Source organism: Sphingomonas sp. OTU376 (genome assembly GCF_038440415.1).
GTDB lineage: Bacteria > Pseudomonadota > Alphaproteobacteria > Sphingomonadales > Sphingomonadaceae > Sphingomonas > Sphingomonas kyeonggiensis_A.
Genome location: NZ_JASATQ010000062.1, coordinates 1 through 16,091, shown reverse-complemented (window position 1 = coordinate 16,091; position 16,091 = coordinate 1). Strand labels below are relative to the sequence as shown.

Here is a 16,091-nt window from a genome sequence, read left to right as displayed (position 1 = left end):
CCCATTCGTGATGCGCTAGGCCTGCTGTATTGGTCCGATTCCGACGGACCATTGCATGAGGGTGAGATGGCGCACGAAGCCGAGAAGAAGCGCAGGCTGGCGGCGCAGGTGCAGGGCGTGGCCACGGTCGCGCTGGCGCTGGGCATCTTCGCGCTCGACGTACTGAGCCCGCTGCAGGGCGCGGTGGCCGTTCTCTACACGATCGTCGTGCTGCTGACGACGCGGGCCAATGCGCGCGGGCTGACGCTTTCCGCAGGCTTCGTCTGCGCGCTGCTGGCGATCGCGGGCTATTTCATCAGCCATGACCATGAGGCGCTGGGATCGGCGGCGGTGCGGCTGTCGGTCGCGCTGGTCGCGATCGGAGTGACCACGCTGCTTTCGGTGCGCCACATGGCCGCGGCCGAGCATCGCCGCATTGCCGACCGGCGCTACCGGGCGATCTTCAACGCGGCCGGCTTTCCGATCTGGGAAGGCGACTGGTCCGAGGCGTTCAGGCTGCTGCGCGGCAAGCAGGCGCCGGATGCCGAGGCGATCGATATCGCCGCGCGCACCGCGACGATCTGCGACGCCAACCACGCCGCGGCCGCGCTGTTCGGCCTGGAGCGGCGCGAGGAGCTGGTTGGTGGCACGCTGGTCCGCTTCCACACCCCCGCCGCGGAGGCGACCCTGGGTCGTATCCTCCAGGCGATGATCGCCGGCGAGACGACGATCGAGGAAGAAACGCGCTTCATCGATGCGAAGGGCGAACCGGTCGACGTGCTGCTGCGCGTGACCATCCCGCCCCAGCAGAAGGAATGGCGCCAGGTGCTCATCATGGGCCTGGACGTGACCGAGCGGAATCAGACCAATGTGCGCCTGGCCCAGGCACAGGCGCAGCTCACCCACGTCTCGCGGATCACCACGCTCGGCCAGCTCGCCGCGTCGATCGCGCATGAAGTGAACCAGCCGCTCTCCGCCCTCATCACCTATGCCAAGTCGGGCAAGCGCTGGCTGGCGCGCGAGGCACCGGATGCGGCCGAAGTGGCGGACTGCCTGGATCATGTCGTCTCGAACGGGACGCGCGCGGCGGACGTGATCGCCCGCATCCGCGCGCTCGCCCGGCGTGCCGATCCGCGCCAGGACGCGATCGACCTGGGCTCGCTGGTCGACGAGACGATCGAGCTGCTGCGCCGCGACCTCAACACGCACGACGTGACCGTCGAGGTGACGATGCCCGGCGGGCTGCCGCCGCTGGTCGGCGACCGGGTGCAGATGCAGCAGGTGCTGATGAACCTGATGCTCAACGCCGAGCAGGCAATGGCGCAGGTGGCGCCGGGCGCCCGGGTGATGTGCGTCGAGGTGGTGGCCGAGCCGGACAGCGTCGCCGTGCATGTCCGCGACAGCGGCAGCGGCATCTCGGTGGAGCCGGAGAGCCTGTTCAGCCCCTTCTTCACCACCAAGTCCGAAGGCATGGGAATGGGCCTGTCGATCTGCCGCTCGATCATCGAGAGCCATGGCGGTACGCTTGGCGCGGAAAATCATCCTGAGGGAGGCGCGGTGTTCAGCTTCCGCCTGCCCGTGGCGGGCGCGATGGAGAGTGCGGCATGAGTGAGATGTTCGAAGGCGCCATGGGACCTGGTTGCGTGTGCGTGGTCGATGACGATGACGGGATCCGCGGGTCGCTGGGCAGCCTGTTCCGATCGGCCGGGCTGGCGGTGGCGCTGCATGACAGCCCCGATGCGTTCCTGAAGGCCGGCCTGCCCAAGGGCCCGGCCTGCCTGGTCCTCGACGTGCGCCTGCCGGGGATCAACGGGCTCGATTTCCAGGAAACGCTGGCGGCCCAGGGCATGGGCATCCCGGTCATCCTGATCACCGGGCATGGCGACATCCCGATGACGGTCCGCGGCATGAAGATGGGCGCGATCGATTTCCTGCCCAAGCCGTTCAGCGACGAGCAGATGCTCGCCGCCGTCGCCACCGCGCTGGAGCGCGACCGCGAACGCCAGGCGGGCGCCGAGAGCGATGCCAGGCTCAACGAATGCTATGCCCGGCTAACGCCGCGCGAACGCGAAGTGCTGGGGCTGGTCGTCGCGGGCCTGATGAACAAGCAGGTCGCGGCGAAGATGGAGCTTTCGGAGATCACCGTGAAGATCCACCGCGGCAATGTGATGCGCAAGATGGAAGCCCAGTCGCTCGCCGACCTGGTGCGCATGGCCGAGCAGCTCGGCGTGCGCGACGAGAGCGCGCACCGGTTTAACATCTGAGTATGATGGCGCCTGCAGGCCGACTAGCCCAAATGGGTAGTCTAGATCGCTATCCGAGTAACCAGAGTGACCGAATTGCATCCCTCCCCGCTCGTCGCGGTCGTCGATGACGATCCCGGCATCAGGGGAAGCCTGAACAGCCTGCTGCGCTCGGCAGGCCTTGCCAGCGAATTGTTCGACAGCGCCGAGGCGCTGCTCGCGGGCGATCCCGCGCGCTTCGACTGGATCGTGACCGATCTGCACATGCCGGGGATGACCGGGCTCGAGCTGCAGGCCGAGATCGGTCGGCTGGGCTGCGACTGCGCGATGATCGTGATGACTGCCTTCCCCACCCCCGCCTCGCAGTCCCAGGCGCTCGGCGCCGGCGCGAAGGCGTTCCTGACCAAGCCGATCGATCCGGACCTGCTGCTGGATGCGATCGAAGGCGCGGCCTGAAGCCAGTATCCCCTGGCCATCATCCCCGCGAAGGCGGGGATCCAGAGCCAGAAGCTGGAAGCGTGCGGATCGCGGCGGCGTCCGATCAAGCGCAGGCCAGATTGCTTCGACTATCCTGAGCTACCCTGGATCCCCGCCTTCGCGGGGATGACGGAAATGGCTGGTGTCACTCCTTGCGACTTGGGCGGGAGCGCGGACGCCCCCGCCCCGAGCTTCACTTGACCGGATCGAGATCATTGACCCGCGGCACGATCAGCGGATCGACCGGGGTCAGCGGCAGCGGTGGCACCGCATCCGGCGCGACGCCGAAGGTCGCCGCCAGCACTTCCTTCGAGAAGGACGTGGTCGCCGCGCGATAGCCGACATCCTCGGGCGTCGGCTGGTCGAAGAACACCAGGAAATGGATGTCCTCGTCGCTCAGCACCTCGATCTGGTGCGGATAGGAGCGCGGGATGAAATAGGTGTCGCCCGGCTCGAGCAGATAGGTGTCGACGCTGCCGTCCGGGTCGAGGATCGACATGCGGGCGCGGCCCTTGTGGACATAGCCCATCTCCGCCGTGTCGGGATGCCAGTGCGGCTCGCGCATGCCGTTCTCGCGGACATCGATCGAGTACATCGAGAGGTGCCGCAGCGCCGGCCAGAACTGCGCGCGGGCGAGCTGGGCGGTGCCATAGGGGAAGTCAATCGGCGGGGTCTGCCCGGCGATGCTGAACTTGTGCGGATCGGGGAAGGCAGCCGATGCCGGCACTTCGGCCGGGCCGCTGCGCTTCACGAGATAGCGCGCGATCGACGTATCGCGGCGGATTGGAGCGAAATCCCCGGCCGGCAGCGTGAAGGTGTTGCCGAGCACCGCGTCGCTCATCGCGCCGAACGCGGCCTGGAGGGTGAAATCCTCGGGCCGCTCGTTGCTGAACAGGATGATCAGCTCGGCATCGTTGTCGCCGACACTCTCGATCGTGTGGAGCGAACCGGTGGCGATGTGGAACATCTCGCCGGCCGAGATGGTGAAGCGGCCGAAAACATCGGCGGTGTCGAGCACCGAGACGAGCAGCTCGCCCGAGAGGCAATAGGCCAGCTCATCGGCATTGGCGTGCCAGTGCGGCTCGCGGATCGCGCCGGGCGCGAGCACCAGCCGCTTGATCGCCATGCGGCGGAGCATCGGAAACTCGTCCGCGGTGATCCTGCGTACCGAGCCGAGTTCGCCCTGATAGGCGGGCTCGGCGTGGAGCAGCGAACGTACGTGCCGGGATGCGGCCATGTCTTCCTCCTGCGAAGGGCCGCGCATCGCGTGCGGCCGGAACCGGGGAATTGGGGCACCAGACCGCTGCGCCCACCCCTACCCATGTATGAGCCGCCACCGCTGCATGCACGCCGGAAGCCCTTGCGATACCAAGGTTTATGCAAACCTTGGTATTCTGACCCCCAGGCTGCCGCCCCCTTATCTTCGCTCCTGCCACTACCCCCCGACGCAAGGAGATGACTCATGAAGAAGATGATGATCGCCGCCGCCCTGATCGCCTTCGGAACCGGCATTGCCCAGGCGCAGGACGTCCCCCAGGATGCCCGCATCTTCACCGACGCCAGCGGCTTCCGCGCCGAGGAGACCCCAGGCGGCTACCAGCCGGCCAGTTCGCCCTTTTCGGGCCCGGTGACCCCGACCACCCAGGTGGTGTTCGTGCCGCAGACACTCACCCCCAGCCAGGCCTATCCGGCCCCGGCGCCACTCAAGGCCTATCCGGCGTGCAAGCCGGGCCGCGAGGACAATTGCCGCCAGCGCCAGTGACCTGACGCACAGGCGGAACGCGCGGCGCGCCGGCGGCCCATGGGCTTCCGGCGCGCTTTCGCATCCGCCGGTCGCACGCCCCAAACTCCTGTATGATGGCGGTCACAAACCGGGTGCCCGATATCGATCCCAGCAGCCGGGGTTCCCCCGCTCCGGCCGCCCTCAACCAAGACGCTGGAGTATTCGACATGGCTACGATCACCACGCAGGACGGCACCGAGATCTTCTACAAGGACTGGGGCCCCAAGGATGCCCAGCCGATCGTCTTCCACCATGGCTGGCCGCTGTCGTCGGACGACTGGGACGGCCAGATGCTGTTCTTCCTGAACAATGGCTACCGCGTCGTCGCGCATGACCGCCGCGGCCATGGCCGCTCCGCCCAGGTGAGCGAAGGCCATGACATGGCACATTATGCCGCCGACGCGTCGGCCGTCGCCGAGCATCTCGACCTGCGCAATGCCGTGCATATCGGCCACTCGACCGGCGGCGGCGAAGTCGCGGCCTATGTCGCCCGCTACGGCCAGCCCCAGGGCCGCGTCGCCAAGGCCGTGCTGGTCAGCGCGGTGCCGCCGATCATGCTCAAGACCGAAGCCTATCCGAACGGCCTGCCGATCGAAGTGTTTGACGGGATCCGCGCGGGTCTGGCCGCCAACCGCGCCCAGTTCTTCCTCGATTTCGCCTCCGGTCCCTTCTACGGCTTCAACCGCCCGGGCGCGGCCGTTTCGGAAGGCGTGATCCGCAACTGGTGGCGCCAGGGCATGATGGGCAGCGCGCAGGCCCATTATCTCGGCATCAAGGCCTTCTCCGAGACCGACCAGACCGAAGACCTCAAGGCGATTACTGTGCCGACGCTGGTGCTGCAGGGCGATGACGACCAGGTCGTCCCCTACAAGGAAGCGGCCGAGCTTCAGGCAAAGCTGATCCCGAACGCAGAGCTCAAGATCTATGCAGGCTATCCGCACGGCATGCTGACCACGCACGGCGATGTGATCAACGCCGATCTGCTGGCATTCGTGAAGGCCTGAGCTCCCGGCCACACGCGGAAGGGCTCGTCCTGCGGGACGGGCCCTTTTGCTTATCCGGCACGGCGATCGCTGCTATGCCCGCTGCCATGTACCGCTTGCTCGCGCTTGTCGCCCTCGCCCCGATCGCCTCGCCGCACCAGGATGCGCCGGACCCGTCGCGGATCAGCGAAGTCGATGCGATCGAGTGCCGGCTGTCGGTGCCGGACTATACCGGCTTCGCCCTGTCGGTGAGCGAGGCGGACGGCGTGGGCCAGGCGCGCGGGTGGAAGAAGATCGATTCCGCCAATCCCTTCCTCAGCGAATATGAACTGCCGCAGCCGATCACCGTGGCCGGCAGCTACCGCACCACCCGGATCGCCTTCTCCGCCAATGCGATGCTGGCGATCCTCGACGTCGCCGATCCGGCGGAAGTCGCGCGCGGCCTGGGCGTGCCCAACGCGATGGACCCCGATCCGATGATCGCCGACCTCGCCCGCTCGAGCGGCAAGAGCTATGCCGAGGTCGCGGCGGGGATGAAGTTCCGCAAGTTCCTGGGCGAGAAGATCGTCTCGGAGAAGACCGAGCCCGCGGCGGACGCGGAGTCGTTCGGCAGCCGCATGACCGTGGCGCGCAGCATCTCCAACGCGACCAGCCATCCGGGCAAGACGCTCTATGGCTGCTCCTATCGGATGGAGATACTCGACAAGGACGGCAAGCCGCTCTGAGCGGTTCCGGCGCTTAACGGCCCGTTTCGCCGCCCGCATAATAGCGCAGCCGATCGTGAAAGTCGGCAACCGCCTCGCCGAGGCGCGTCAGCCGGAAGGCCTTGACCGAAGCGGCATTGCCGCACTTCACCCGCGCCTGCCGGAGCCAGCCGGCCATGTCGGCCCGCAAGCGGCTTTGGACCTCGCGGCGCGACTGGCGCATCCAGTCCTGGACGGGAACGGAATAGGAGGCCTCGAAATCCTCCTCGCCGGCGCATTTGTCGATGTCGATCGAGACCCAGACCGGGCCTCCCTGATCCCAGCTGACCTGCATGACATCGGGCTGGTCGCCCTGGACAAGGATCACGGAAGCATCGTCGTTGCCCGCGCCGGATAGGCTGGAGATGCTCACGACATGCCATGGCCCATAGGCCCGCATCTCCGGCTGGGAGGGTCCGGCCGGCACGCTTGCCGCGATCAGCCCAAGGCAGAGAATTGCCCGCATCCAGCGATGCTGGACCAAAGGCCGCCGGAGCGCAATCCGTCTCCAGCGGCCATTCCGGCTTGCGGGTTGCCGCCCACCGCGGGCGGCGGGGATCACACCATCTCGGGCGTGCGGCAGGCCTCGTAGAGGAACCAGGCACGGCGCTCGCCTTCGTCGATCCACACTTCGATCAGGCTGGCAGTGGCGACATCCGAATAGGCGTCGCACAGCTCGTGCACGCGGCGCAGCGCGGCGACGAGCTGCTTGTTGTCACCGTGGAGCTCGGCGAGCATGTCCTGCGGATCGACATAGTCGGCATTGTTGTCGAGGATGCGCTGCTTGCCGGCGATGTCCGAGATCGAGCGGATCGTGGTGCCGCCGATCTTGCGGGCGCGCTCGGCGATCACATCGGTCATCGCGAAGATCTGGTCGCCCTGCTCGTCGAGCATCAGGTGATAGTCGCGAAAGTTCGGGCCGCTCATGTGCCAGTGGAAGTTCTTGGTCTTGAGATAGAGCGCGAACACATCGGCGAGCAGCGCCTTGAGGCCGCCCGAAATATCGCGGGTGGCGCTTTCGCCAAGGTCGGTGGGCGTGCCGAGCTTGCGCTGGGCGGGCATGATGAGCGTCATCGGTTTCTCCTGGAGCGCGGCGCGGGGGATGCGCCAGACGGGAGCGCAGATCGTCGTCGAGCCCCGCCGCGCCAACCCAAACCAAGGTGTGGCCCCGGCCTACCCGGAAGAGGGCGACCACCGGGCAACATCTTCGTATGATTGGCCGCCCGCCCCGTTCCATGCGAGGCGGAGCCGAACAATGGAAAGGGCGTAGCCATGGAATGCCGGCATGTGATGACCGTGAACGAAGTCACGCCCAGCGCGCGCGGCTGCGAGGAATGCCTGAAGATCGGCAGCCCCTGGGTGCACCTCCGCCTGTGCCGGGCCTGCGGCCATGTCGGCTGCTGCGACCAGAGCCCGCATCGCCACGCCCGCGCCCATTTCAACGCCACCCGCCACCCGATCATCGAAGGCTATGACCCGCCCGAAGGCTGGGGCTGGTGCTATGTCGACGAGATCGAGGTTGATCTGCCCGACCATACACCCCAGCTGGGGCCGATTCCCCGCTTCTACTGATCCTTCGGAGACAATCATGAGCAGCACCGCCCCCCAGGCCGCTCCAGCGGCACCGGACGCGCTCGGCCGTCCGCTGATCTTCGCCATGGCCGCCGCGGCGGGCATCGCGGTCGCCAATATCTATTATTGCCAGCCGATGCTGGGCGTGATGCAGCGCGATCTGCCGGGCGCACTGACCGTGCTGGTGCCGACGGCAACGCAGATCGGCTATGCGCTGGGCCTGTTCCTGCTGGTGCCGCTGGGCGATCTCGTCGAGCGCAAGCGGCTGATCGCGATCCAGTTCGTCGTGCTGGCCGGCGCGCTGGCCCTGGCCGCCATCGCGCCGAGCGCTGCCATGATCATCGCAGCGTCGGTCGCGGTAGGCTTTGCCGCCACGGTGGCGCAGCAGGTGGTGCCGCTCGCCGCGCACCTGGCACCGCCCGAGAAGCGCGGCGCCGTGGTGGGCACCGTCATGGCCGGACTGCTCTGCGGCATCCTGCTCAGCCGGACGCTGGCGGGCTTCGTCGCCGCCCATGCCGGCTGGCGCGAGATGTTCTGGCTGGGCGTGCCGCTGGCGCTCGCAGCAGGCGGGGTCATGGCGCTGGCATTGCCGCACAGCGCACCGGATTCGGACCTGCGCTACCCCCAGCTGCTCCGCTCGCTCGGTGGGCTGTGGCGCGAGTTCGGCGCACTGCGCCATGCCGCGATAACCCAGGGCCTGTTGTTCGCGGCGTTCAGCGGTTTCTGGACGATCCTGGCGCTGCGCCTGCAGGAGCCGGCCTTCGGGATGGGCTCGGAAGTGGCGGGCCTGTTCGGCGTGATCGGCGCGGTGGGCGTGCTTGCCGCTCCGATCGCCGGGCGCATCGCCGACCGGAAGGGGCCGCGGCCGGTGATCCTGCTCGGCGCGCTCTGCGTGCTGATCGGCTGGGCGTTCACCGGGCTCTGGGCCTCGATCGCCGGCATGGTGATCGGCGTGATCCTGCTCGATTTCGGCGTGCAGGGCGCGCTCGTCTCGCACCAGCATGTCGTGTTCGCGCTACGGCCCGAGGCGCGAGCGCGGCTCAACACCATCTTCATGGGCGCGATGTTCGTCGGCGGTGCGACCGGATCGGGCGCGGCGACCTGGGCCTGGTCGATCGGTGGCTGGACGGCGGTGTCGCTGCTGGGCGGCGCGTTTGCCGCGGTCGCGGTGGCGATCCAGTTCACCCATCCGCAAAAGGGGCATTGAAGGCGCATCCTGCGTCATGCTGAACTTGTTTCAGCATCCAACGCGCCGCGAGGGATATCGCTTGGGGCGCGTTGGACCCTGAAACAAGTTCAGGGTGACGATGGGAAGAGAGGCCGGGTCAGGCCTCCCGAACCCGCAGCGTAGCGAGCGCCGCCAGCCCCATCACCACCGCCGCGATCGCCATCGTCCAGATCGGCTCGCCGGGGAAGAAATGGCGCATCACGATGCCGATCAGGGCCGCGACGAGCAGCTGCGGGATCACGATGAAGACGTTGAACAGGCCCATGTACACGCCGAGCTTGGCCTGGGGCAGCGCCGAGGCAAGGATCGCGTAGGGCATGGCGAGGATCGACGCCCAGGCGATGCCGATGCCGATCTCGGCGAAGAGCAGCGCCTGCGCATCGCGGATCACCAGGAAACCGGCATAGCCAAGCGCGCCCAATAGCAGCGCGATCGCATGGGTCCGCGCCTTGCCGAAGCGCGCGGCGAGCGGGCGCAGCAGGAACAGCGCGGCGAGCGTGGCGACGGCGTTCTGGGCTGCGGACAGGATACCGACCCAGTTGCCCGCCTCGTTGAACAGAGCCCCGGAGGTGTCCGGTGCGTGGAAGACATACTGCGCCACCACCGGCGTGGTGTAGATCCACATGATGAACAGCGCGGACCAGCTGAAGAACTGGACGAGCGCGAGCCGCTTCATCACCAGCGGCATCGCCGAAAAATCCCCCATCAGATCGCCGAGGATGCCGGCCCGGGTCACGGCAGTGATCATCCGGGCAAGGCCGAAGGCGGCGAGCAGGCCGGCGAGGAGGTAAAGTTCCTTCTCCAACCCCGCGAAAAAGACGAGCGCGCCGAGCGCCACGCCAACGGCCAGCCAGGGAATGCCCGCGCCGATCGTCGCGGGCGGTGGCGGCGGCAGCGCCTCGACCGGGCCGTCGAACGCAGCGATCTCCTCGGGCGAATATTCGCGCGTGGTCAGCACCGTCCACAGCACTGCGAGCAGCAGCGCGCCGCCGCCGAGATAGAAGCTCCAGCGCACCGTATCCGGCAGGCCGCCATTCGCCGCGACATTCGATACGCCGAAATGATCGAGCAGCCAGGGCGTCGCCGATCCGATCACCGCGCCCGCGCCGATGAACGCGGTCTGGATCGCATAGCCGGCGCTGTGCTGCTCCTTGGCGAGCATGTCGCCGACAAAGGCGCGGAAGGGCTCCATCGAGACGTTGAGCGAGGCGTCGAGCACCCAGAGCAGCAATGCCGCGACGAGCAGCACCGGCGCATTGGGCATCCCGATCAGCGCCAGCGTCGCCAGCACCGCGCCGGCGAGGAAATACGGACGCCTTCGGCCGAAGCGGCCCCAGGTCCGGTCCGAATAATGGCCGATGACCGGCTGGACGAGCAGGCCGGTCAGCGGGGCGGCGATCCACAGCAACGGGAGATTGTCGATGCTCTCGCCCAGCGACTGGAAGACGCGGCTCATGTTCGCGTTCTGCAGCGCGAAGCCGATCTGGATGCCAAGGAAGCCGAAGCTGATGTTCCACAGCCCGGCAAATCCCTGGCGCGGCCGCCCCCCTGCCGAACTCACCGGCGGCGGGCCTTCTTGGCCGGTGCGACGAAGCGGATCGCCTCGCCGCCGCCCGGCGCCAGCGCGATGGTCAGCGTGTCGCCCTTCTTCACTACCTTGGTCTCGATCGTGATCGAATGGCGGGCATCGGTGCGGTAATCCGCGCCGGGGCCGTCGCGATAGATCTCGGCGGTGTAGCTCTTGCCCGCGTCGAGGAAGTCGAGCGTCACGGTCGAGCTGCGCGCCTCCTCGTCGCCCACGGCGCCGAGATACCAGTCGTCGCTGCCCCTGGCCTTGCGGACGATCGTGGCATAGTCGCCGACTTCGCCGTTCAGCACGCGGGTGTCGCTCCAGTCGGTCGGCACGTCGCGGATGAACTTCATCTCGCGCGGGTACTTGGCATAGTTCTCCGGCGTGTCCGCCGCCATCACCACCGGTGAATAGAGCACGACGTACAGGCCGAGCTGCTTGGCGATCGTCGACTTGATCGCCGAACCATTCGAACCGCTCAGGCTGAGCACGCCCGGAGTGAAGTCCATCGGGCCGCCGAGCAGCTGGGTGAAGACCATGTTGGCCTCATGCTCGGGCGGGTTCTTGCCGCCTTCCCAGGCGTTGTATTCCATGCCGCGGCCGCCCTCGCGCGCCACCCAGTTCGGCCAGGTGCGGCGAAGGCCCGTGTCCTTGACCGGCTCGTGGCTGTCGATCGAGACGTGGTACTTCGCGGCGGTCTCCACGACACGGAGATGGTGGTTCACCATCCACTGGCTCTCATGCCATTCACGGTGCTGCGAGCCGTCCGGATCGACGCGCTCGATCTGGCCGGCATCGGTGACATAGCCGGTCTTGACCACCGGGATGCCGTGGTCCTGCGCATATTTGAACGCGCGATCGAGCTGGCTGTCATAATGGCTGGCCGAACCGCCGGTCTCGTTATGGCCGATCAGGTATACGTTCTTCGCCTTGGCATAGCGCGCCAGCTCGGCGGCATCGAAATCCTCGGTCGGCTGGTCGAAGTTCATGTCCTTGCCATTGCCGAACCAGTTGCCGTCCCAGCCGACATTCCAGCCCTCGACGAGCACGCCGGGGATGCCGTTCGCGGCGGCGAAATCGATATACTGCTTCACATGCGCGGTGGTGGCGCCGTGCTTGGGCCCGCGCGACCAGGTCCATTCGCCCTTGATCATGTTCCACCACACGCCGACGAACTTGCCCGGCTTGATCCAGGAAACGTCGCCAAGCTTGTTCGGCTCGTTGAGGTTGAGCGTCATCCGGCTGGCGGCATAGAGGCCGGCCGCGTCATCGGCGATCGCGATCGTGCGCCACGGCGTCGAGAAGCCGGCATCGCGCGACACCTTGGGCGCGCCGGCACCGGGGGTGAGCGAGGCCTTGAAGGTGTTCCCCTCGGCCCGCTGCAGGTTCATCGCGGCATAGTCGACCAGCGCCGCCTCGTGCAGCGCGACATGCGTGCCGTCGGCGAGCTTGACCGTCATCACCGTCTGCGCGGTGCCGACTGAGTCGAGCGGGGTCTTGTTGTAGAGATATTCCTCGCGGTTCCACAGATAGGCCGGCTTCCACCAGGCAGTGCCCGGCCCGGCAAAGGCGAACTCGGTCAGCTCGTCGGCGATATTGGCGTGCTTGAGGTTCGCTTGCGCGGGCAGCGTGTAGCGGAAGCCGACGCCGTCGTCGAAGATGCGGAAGGTGACGTCCATCTCGCGCTTGAGATCGGACTTCTCCTGCAGGCGCACCGTCATCTCGGTATGGTTGTCGCGAATGCTCGACCATTCGCCGAAGGGCTGCGTCCATGTCGTGTCGGACTTGTCGCGCTTTACTTCGACGACGCTCATGCCCCGGTCGAGCTTGGGCGCATCGGTGAACAGGAAGCCGAGCCGGCTGTCGGTGAGCAGCGGCTTGCCGGCGCGCTGCACCGCGTAGCTCGCACGACCTTCGTTATCGAGGCTGATCGTCACGGTGAGCTTGCCGTCAGGCGAGGCGGCGCGCGCAACGACATTGCCGTCGGTCTTCTGCGACAGGTCGTCCTGGGCGAGGGCCGGCGGCGCGAAGCTGAAGGCGGCGAGCGCCAGCGCGAGGGGGGCGAACTTCATGGGGGAACTCCTCAAGCTTCGGTGCGGGCGATCAACCCGGAATAGGGGGCAAAGGTCCAGTCGGCGATGCTGCCGGTCGAAAGCAGCGGGCGCCAGCGCGCCGCATCGCCGGGCACGAATTGCTGCGCAGCATCGCCCAGGTTGAAGATGCAGAGCAAGCGCTCGCCCTCCGCCTCGCGTTCGAAGGCGAGCAGTTCGCCCGGCGCATCGAGGAAAGCGATCCCGCCGGTCCGGAGCGCGGGCGAGCCGTTGCGGAGCGCGAGCACCTTGCGGGTCCAGGCAAGCAGCGAGCCGGCATCGGCGTTCTGCACGTCGATCGCCAGCCTGGCATGGTTGGGGCCGACCGGCAGCCAGGGCCTGCCGCTGGTGAAGCCGAGCTGCGGCGCTTCTCCCTCCCACGGCATCGGGGTACGTGCGCCGTCGCGCGAGAGCGTGCGCGGCCAGTTGGCGATCGCCTCCGGATCCTGGAGATCCTCGAACGCGATCTCGACCTGGTCGAGCCCCAGCTCCTCGCCATAATAAAGGAAGATGTTGCCGCGCAGCGCGGCGAGCAGCAGCATCTTCATCCGGGCGAACGCATCGGCGTGCTCGGGCGCGGCCCAGCGCGAGACGGCGCGGGGTGCGTCGTGGTTTTCGAACGCCCAGCTCGGCCAGCTGCTATTCGCCGACCAGTTCTCCAGCGCTTCGCGTACCGCCGATGCGGTCAGCTGCGACGCGTAGAGAAAGTCGAAGCCATAGGCGGTGTTGAGCCGGTTGTTGCCCGCGGTGAACAGCTTCATCTCGCGGTCGGCATCCGCCCCGCCCACCTCGGCGACGGTGAAGCGCTCGGGATATTCGTCGAACACCCCGCGCAACCGCTCCAGGAACGGCGGGATGTCGGCGTGGCTCTGGTTGTAGATGTGGAGCTGGAAGTCGAACGGGCGGGTGCGCGGCGTGTTCGAATCAGGGGCCGGCGGATTGTCGCGGAATTCCGGGTCGTGCATCGAGAAGTTGATCGCATCGATGCGGAAGCCGTCCACGCCGCGATCCAGCCAGAAGCGGGTGATCGCGAGCAGTTCGTCCTGCACCTCCGGCAGGTGGCAGTTGAGCTGCGGCTGCTCCTTCAGGAAATTGTGCATGTAATATTGGCCGCGGCGCGCGTCCCAGGTCCAGGCCGGGCCGCCGAATACGGACTGCCAGTTGGTGGGCGGCGAGCCGTCGGGCCTGGCGTCGTGCCAGACGTACCAATTGGCCTTGGGATTATCGCGGCTGGCCCGGCTCTCGACGAACCAGGCATGCTCGTCCGAGGTGTGCGCCCAGACCTGATCGATCAGCACGCGCAGGCCAAGCGCATGGGCGCGGGCGATCAGCGCGTCGAAATCGGCAAGCGTGCCGAAGATCGGATCGACGTCGCGATAATCCGCCACGTCATAGCCGAAATCGGCCATGGGCGACTTGAAGAAGGGCGACAGCCAGATCGCGTCGACGCCGAGGCTGGCGATATGCTCCAGCCGCGCGGTGATGCCGGGCAGGTCGCCGATGCCGTCGCCGTTCGAATCGAAGAAGCTGCGCGGATAGATCTGGTAGACTACGGCGCCCTTCCACCAGGGTTGGGCGTGTTGAAGTTCCGCTTTCGCGGCAAGCTGGGTCACTTCTGGGTCTCCGCCGCGCACACCGCATATCCAAGCGGCGGCAGGGTAATGGAAAGGGAGCCGGGCGCACTGGCCGTGGTGGCACAAGAGCCCGCGAGCGGGTGGAAGCGCGCGGAACGGGTCTCGACCTCAACCTGGCGCGTGATCGCGGCAGTCGATGTGTTGAAGGCAAGCACCAGCTCGGCGCCGGTTACGGGATCGAAGCGCGAGAAGGCGAGCAGGCCGGGCTTGTCCTCGCGGGCGCGCAATAGCTGGCGGCCGCGAGTGAGCGCCGGATGGGCGATGCGCAGCCGGGCAAGGCTGGCGATCTCGCGGAAGATCGGATTGGCCTCGTCGAAGCGCGGCGTGGCCGTGCTGGCATCGCTGCCGACCAGCTTGCGGGCGTTATACTGCGCCACCTTGCTGCCGAACTGGTCCTCGCGGGCATCGACATCGTTCGAGCCGCCGGCAAAGCCCTGCTCGTCACCGGCATAGATGGTCGGCACGCCGCGCAGGGTAAGCAGCAGGGCGTTGGAAAGCAGGACACGCTGTAGCACCTCGGCCTCGCTCGCCTGGGGGAAAGCCTTGCGGACGAACCAGGCGAAGCGGCCATTGTCGTGATTGCCGCTGAAGGTCGGCAGCGTGATCGCGGTGTCGAAGCCTTGGGCGTAGAGCACATCGCCGTCGAACAGCTTCTCGAACACATCGGTGCCCTTGGTCCCGGCGACGCTGTCGAGCAGCGCCTGACGGAAAGCGAAATCGAGCACCGAGGGGAATTTCGCGGTGATCGTGTGCGCGGCCTGGGCGGCGGGATCGGCGACCTCGCCGAAGATGTGGAAATTGGGGATGCCCTTCGCATGCGCGCGGTCGAGCATGGCGGGAACGAAGGCCTGCCAGAATTCCGGGTTCACATGGCGGGCGGTATCGATGCGGAAGCCGTCGACGCCGAACCGGTCGATCCAGCTGCCATAGATGTCGATCATCCCCGTGACGACCCGCGGGTTCTCGGTCATCAGGTCGTCGAGGCCGACGAAATCGCCCATGGTCGAGCTCTCGCCGGCGAAGGTCGAGTCACCGCGATTGTGATAGTAGATCGGGTCGTTGAGCCACGCGGGGAACTTGGCGTTCTTCTCCGCCTCGGGGACGAAGGGCGTATAGGCGTAGCCGGGGTCGGTCAGCTTCGCGAAATTCTCCGCCGTCTGGACGGCATCGCCGACGAAGCCCGGGTTGATCGGCGCGCCGTTAACGCCGCCGCGGCGCTGATAGGGATAGTCGGCCTTGCCGCGATAGGGGCAGGCACTGGCGCCGACGCACTCGCGATACTGGATCACGTCAGCCGTATGGTTGGCGACGATGTCCATATAGACTTTCATGCCGCGCGCATGAGCAGCGTCGATCAGTGCCTTGAACTCGGCATCGGTGCCGAAATGCGGATCGACATGGGTGAAGTCGGTGATCCAATAGCCGTGATAGCCCGCGCTTTGCTGGCCCGGACCACCCTGGACGGGCTTGTTGACGAAGATCGGCGCGACCCAGATCGCGGTGATGCCCAGCTTCTGAAGATAGGGAAGCTTGCTCGCGAGCCCCTTGAGGTCGCCGCCATGATAATAGCGCGCGTCGGCGGGATCGAAGCCGGTGGTGCCGCGGTCGCCCTTCAGCCCTCCGCGATCGTTCGCCGGATCGCCATTGGCGAAGCGATCGGGGAGGACGAAGTAGATCACTTCGTCCTGCGGCACGCGGGCGCGGTAATCCTGCGCGGTGGCGGGAGTGGCGGCGAGAAACGCCAAAGCCAACGCGGCTCCCCCGGGGGGGGGGGGGGCGGGCGGCGGGG

15 protein-coding genes are annotated in these 16,091 nt (G+C 67.1%); 8 read left to right on the top strand and 7 right to left on the bottom strand.

Translation table 11 applies throughout. The annotated features are described in order from the left end of the window. Positions 1-66: 66 nt before the first annotated feature. From AAHM44_RS20065 to AAHM44_RS20055, 3 genes are all read left to right on the top strand, one after another. Positions 67-1,587: a sensor histidine kinase gene (locus AAHM44_RS20065; protein ID WP_269576244.1), complete on the top strand. Its 1,521-nt coding sequence runs from the start codon at positions 67-69 to the stop codon at positions 1,585-1,587. Further along, on the top strand, positions 1,584-2,243 hold the full coding sequence (locus tag AAHM44_RS20060; protein ID WP_342251087.1) for a response regulator transcription factor: 660 nt from the start codon (positions 1,584-1,586) through the stop codon (positions 2,241-2,243). The genes AAHM44_RS20065 and AAHM44_RS20060 overlap by 4 nt, the downstream gene beginning before the upstream one ends. Before the next feature lie 66 nt (positions 2,244-2,309). Continuing rightward, entirely contained in the window at positions 2,310-2,678 is a 369-nt protein-coding gene (locus tag AAHM44_RS20055) for a response regulator transcription factor (protein WP_269576245.1), read from the top strand. 214 nt (positions 2,679-2,892) lie between these two features. On the opposite strand, the gene AAHM44_RS20050 is transcribed toward AAHM44_RS20055, so the two are convergent. Then, entirely contained in the window at positions 2,893-3,936 is a 1,044-nt protein-coding gene (locus AAHM44_RS20050; RefSeq protein ID WP_342251086.1) for a cupin domain-containing protein, read from the bottom strand. Between the two features lie 225 nt (positions 3,937-4,161). On the opposite strand from AAHM44_RS20050, the gene AAHM44_RS20045 reads away from it, so the two are divergent. The 3 genes from AAHM44_RS20045 to AAHM44_RS20035 all read left to right on the top strand — a co-directional run bounded on the left by AAHM44_RS20045 (position 4,162) and on the right by AAHM44_RS20035 (position 6,190). Further along, positions 4,162-4,461, top strand: a complete 300-nt coding sequence (locus tag AAHM44_RS20045) for a hypothetical protein (protein ID WP_269576247.1) — start codon at positions 4,162-4,164, stop codon at positions 4,459-4,461. 188 nt (positions 4,462-4,649) lie between these two features. Further along, positions 4,650-5,486, top strand: coding sequence for an alpha/beta fold hydrolase (locus AAHM44_RS20040; protein ID WP_269576248.1), 837 nt, complete (start codon positions 4,650-4,652; stop codon positions 5,484-5,486). Positions 5,487-5,572: 86 nt separating this feature from the next. After that, positions 5,573-6,190, top strand: a complete 618-nt coding sequence (locus tag AAHM44_RS20035) for a hypothetical protein (protein WP_342251085.1) — start codon at positions 5,573-5,575, stop codon at positions 6,188-6,190. Between the two features lie 13 nt (positions 6,191-6,203). Here the strand turns inward: AAHM44_RS20035 and AAHM44_RS20030 are convergent, their stop codons facing one another. After that, positions 6,204-6,674, bottom strand: coding sequence for a hypothetical protein (locus AAHM44_RS20030; protein WP_342251084.1), 471 nt, complete (start codon positions 6,672-6,674; stop codon positions 6,204-6,206). A gap of 92 nt (positions 6,675-6,766) precedes the next feature. Further along, positions 6,767-7,282, bottom strand: a complete 516-nt coding sequence (locus tag AAHM44_RS20025; protein WP_269576251.1) for a Dps family protein — start codon at positions 7,280-7,282, stop codon at positions 6,767-6,769. A 216-nt stretch (positions 7,283-7,498) separates the two neighbouring features. Here AAHM44_RS20025 and AAHM44_RS20020 point away from each other — a divergent pair, with 216 nt between their 5' ends. Next, positions 7,499-7,780 carry a UBP-type zinc finger domain-containing protein gene (locus tag AAHM44_RS20020; RefSeq protein WP_342251083.1) on the top strand — a complete coding sequence of 94 codons (282 nt, stop codon included), beginning with the start codon at positions 7,499-7,501 and terminating at the stop codon, positions 7,778-7,780. Positions 7,781-7,796: 16 nt separating this feature from the next. Then, the gene (locus tag AAHM44_RS20015) at positions 7,797-8,987 is read left to right on the top strand and encodes an MFS transporter (protein WP_342251082.1); all 1,191 of its coding nucleotides are present in this window, start codon (positions 7,797-7,799) and stop codon (positions 8,985-8,987) included. 118 nt (positions 8,988-9,105) lie between these two features. On the opposite strand, the gene AAHM44_RS20010 is transcribed toward AAHM44_RS20015, so the two are convergent. From AAHM44_RS20010 to AAHM44_RS19995, 4 genes are read right to left on the bottom strand one after another with little or no spacing between them, the layout of a single operon-like run. Beyond that, positions 9,106-10,569, bottom strand: a complete 1,464-nt coding sequence (locus AAHM44_RS20010) for an MFS transporter (RefSeq protein ID WP_342251081.1) — start codon at positions 10,567-10,569, stop codon at positions 9,106-9,108. After that, entirely contained in the window at positions 10,566-12,650 is a 2,085-nt protein-coding gene (locus AAHM44_RS20005; protein WP_342251080.1) for a glycoside hydrolase family 97 protein, read from the bottom strand. The genes AAHM44_RS20010 and AAHM44_RS20005 overlap by 4 nt, the downstream gene beginning before the upstream one ends. Positions 12,651-12,661: 11 nt before the next feature. After that, positions 12,662-14,281 carry an alpha-amylase family glycosyl hydrolase gene (locus AAHM44_RS20000; RefSeq protein WP_342251079.1) on the bottom strand — a complete coding sequence of 540 codons (1,620 nt, stop codon included), beginning with the start codon at positions 14,279-14,281 and terminating at the stop codon, positions 12,662-12,664. After that, the gene (locus tag AAHM44_RS19995; RefSeq protein WP_342251078.1) at positions 14,278-16,053 is read right to left on the bottom strand and encodes an alpha-amylase family glycosyl hydrolase; all 1,776 of its coding nucleotides are present in this window, start codon (positions 16,051-16,053) and stop codon (positions 14,278-14,280) included. Before AAHM44_RS19995 ends, AAHM44_RS20000 begins: the two co-directional genes overlap by 4 nt. Between the last annotated feature and the right edge of the window lie 38 nt (positions 16,054-16,091).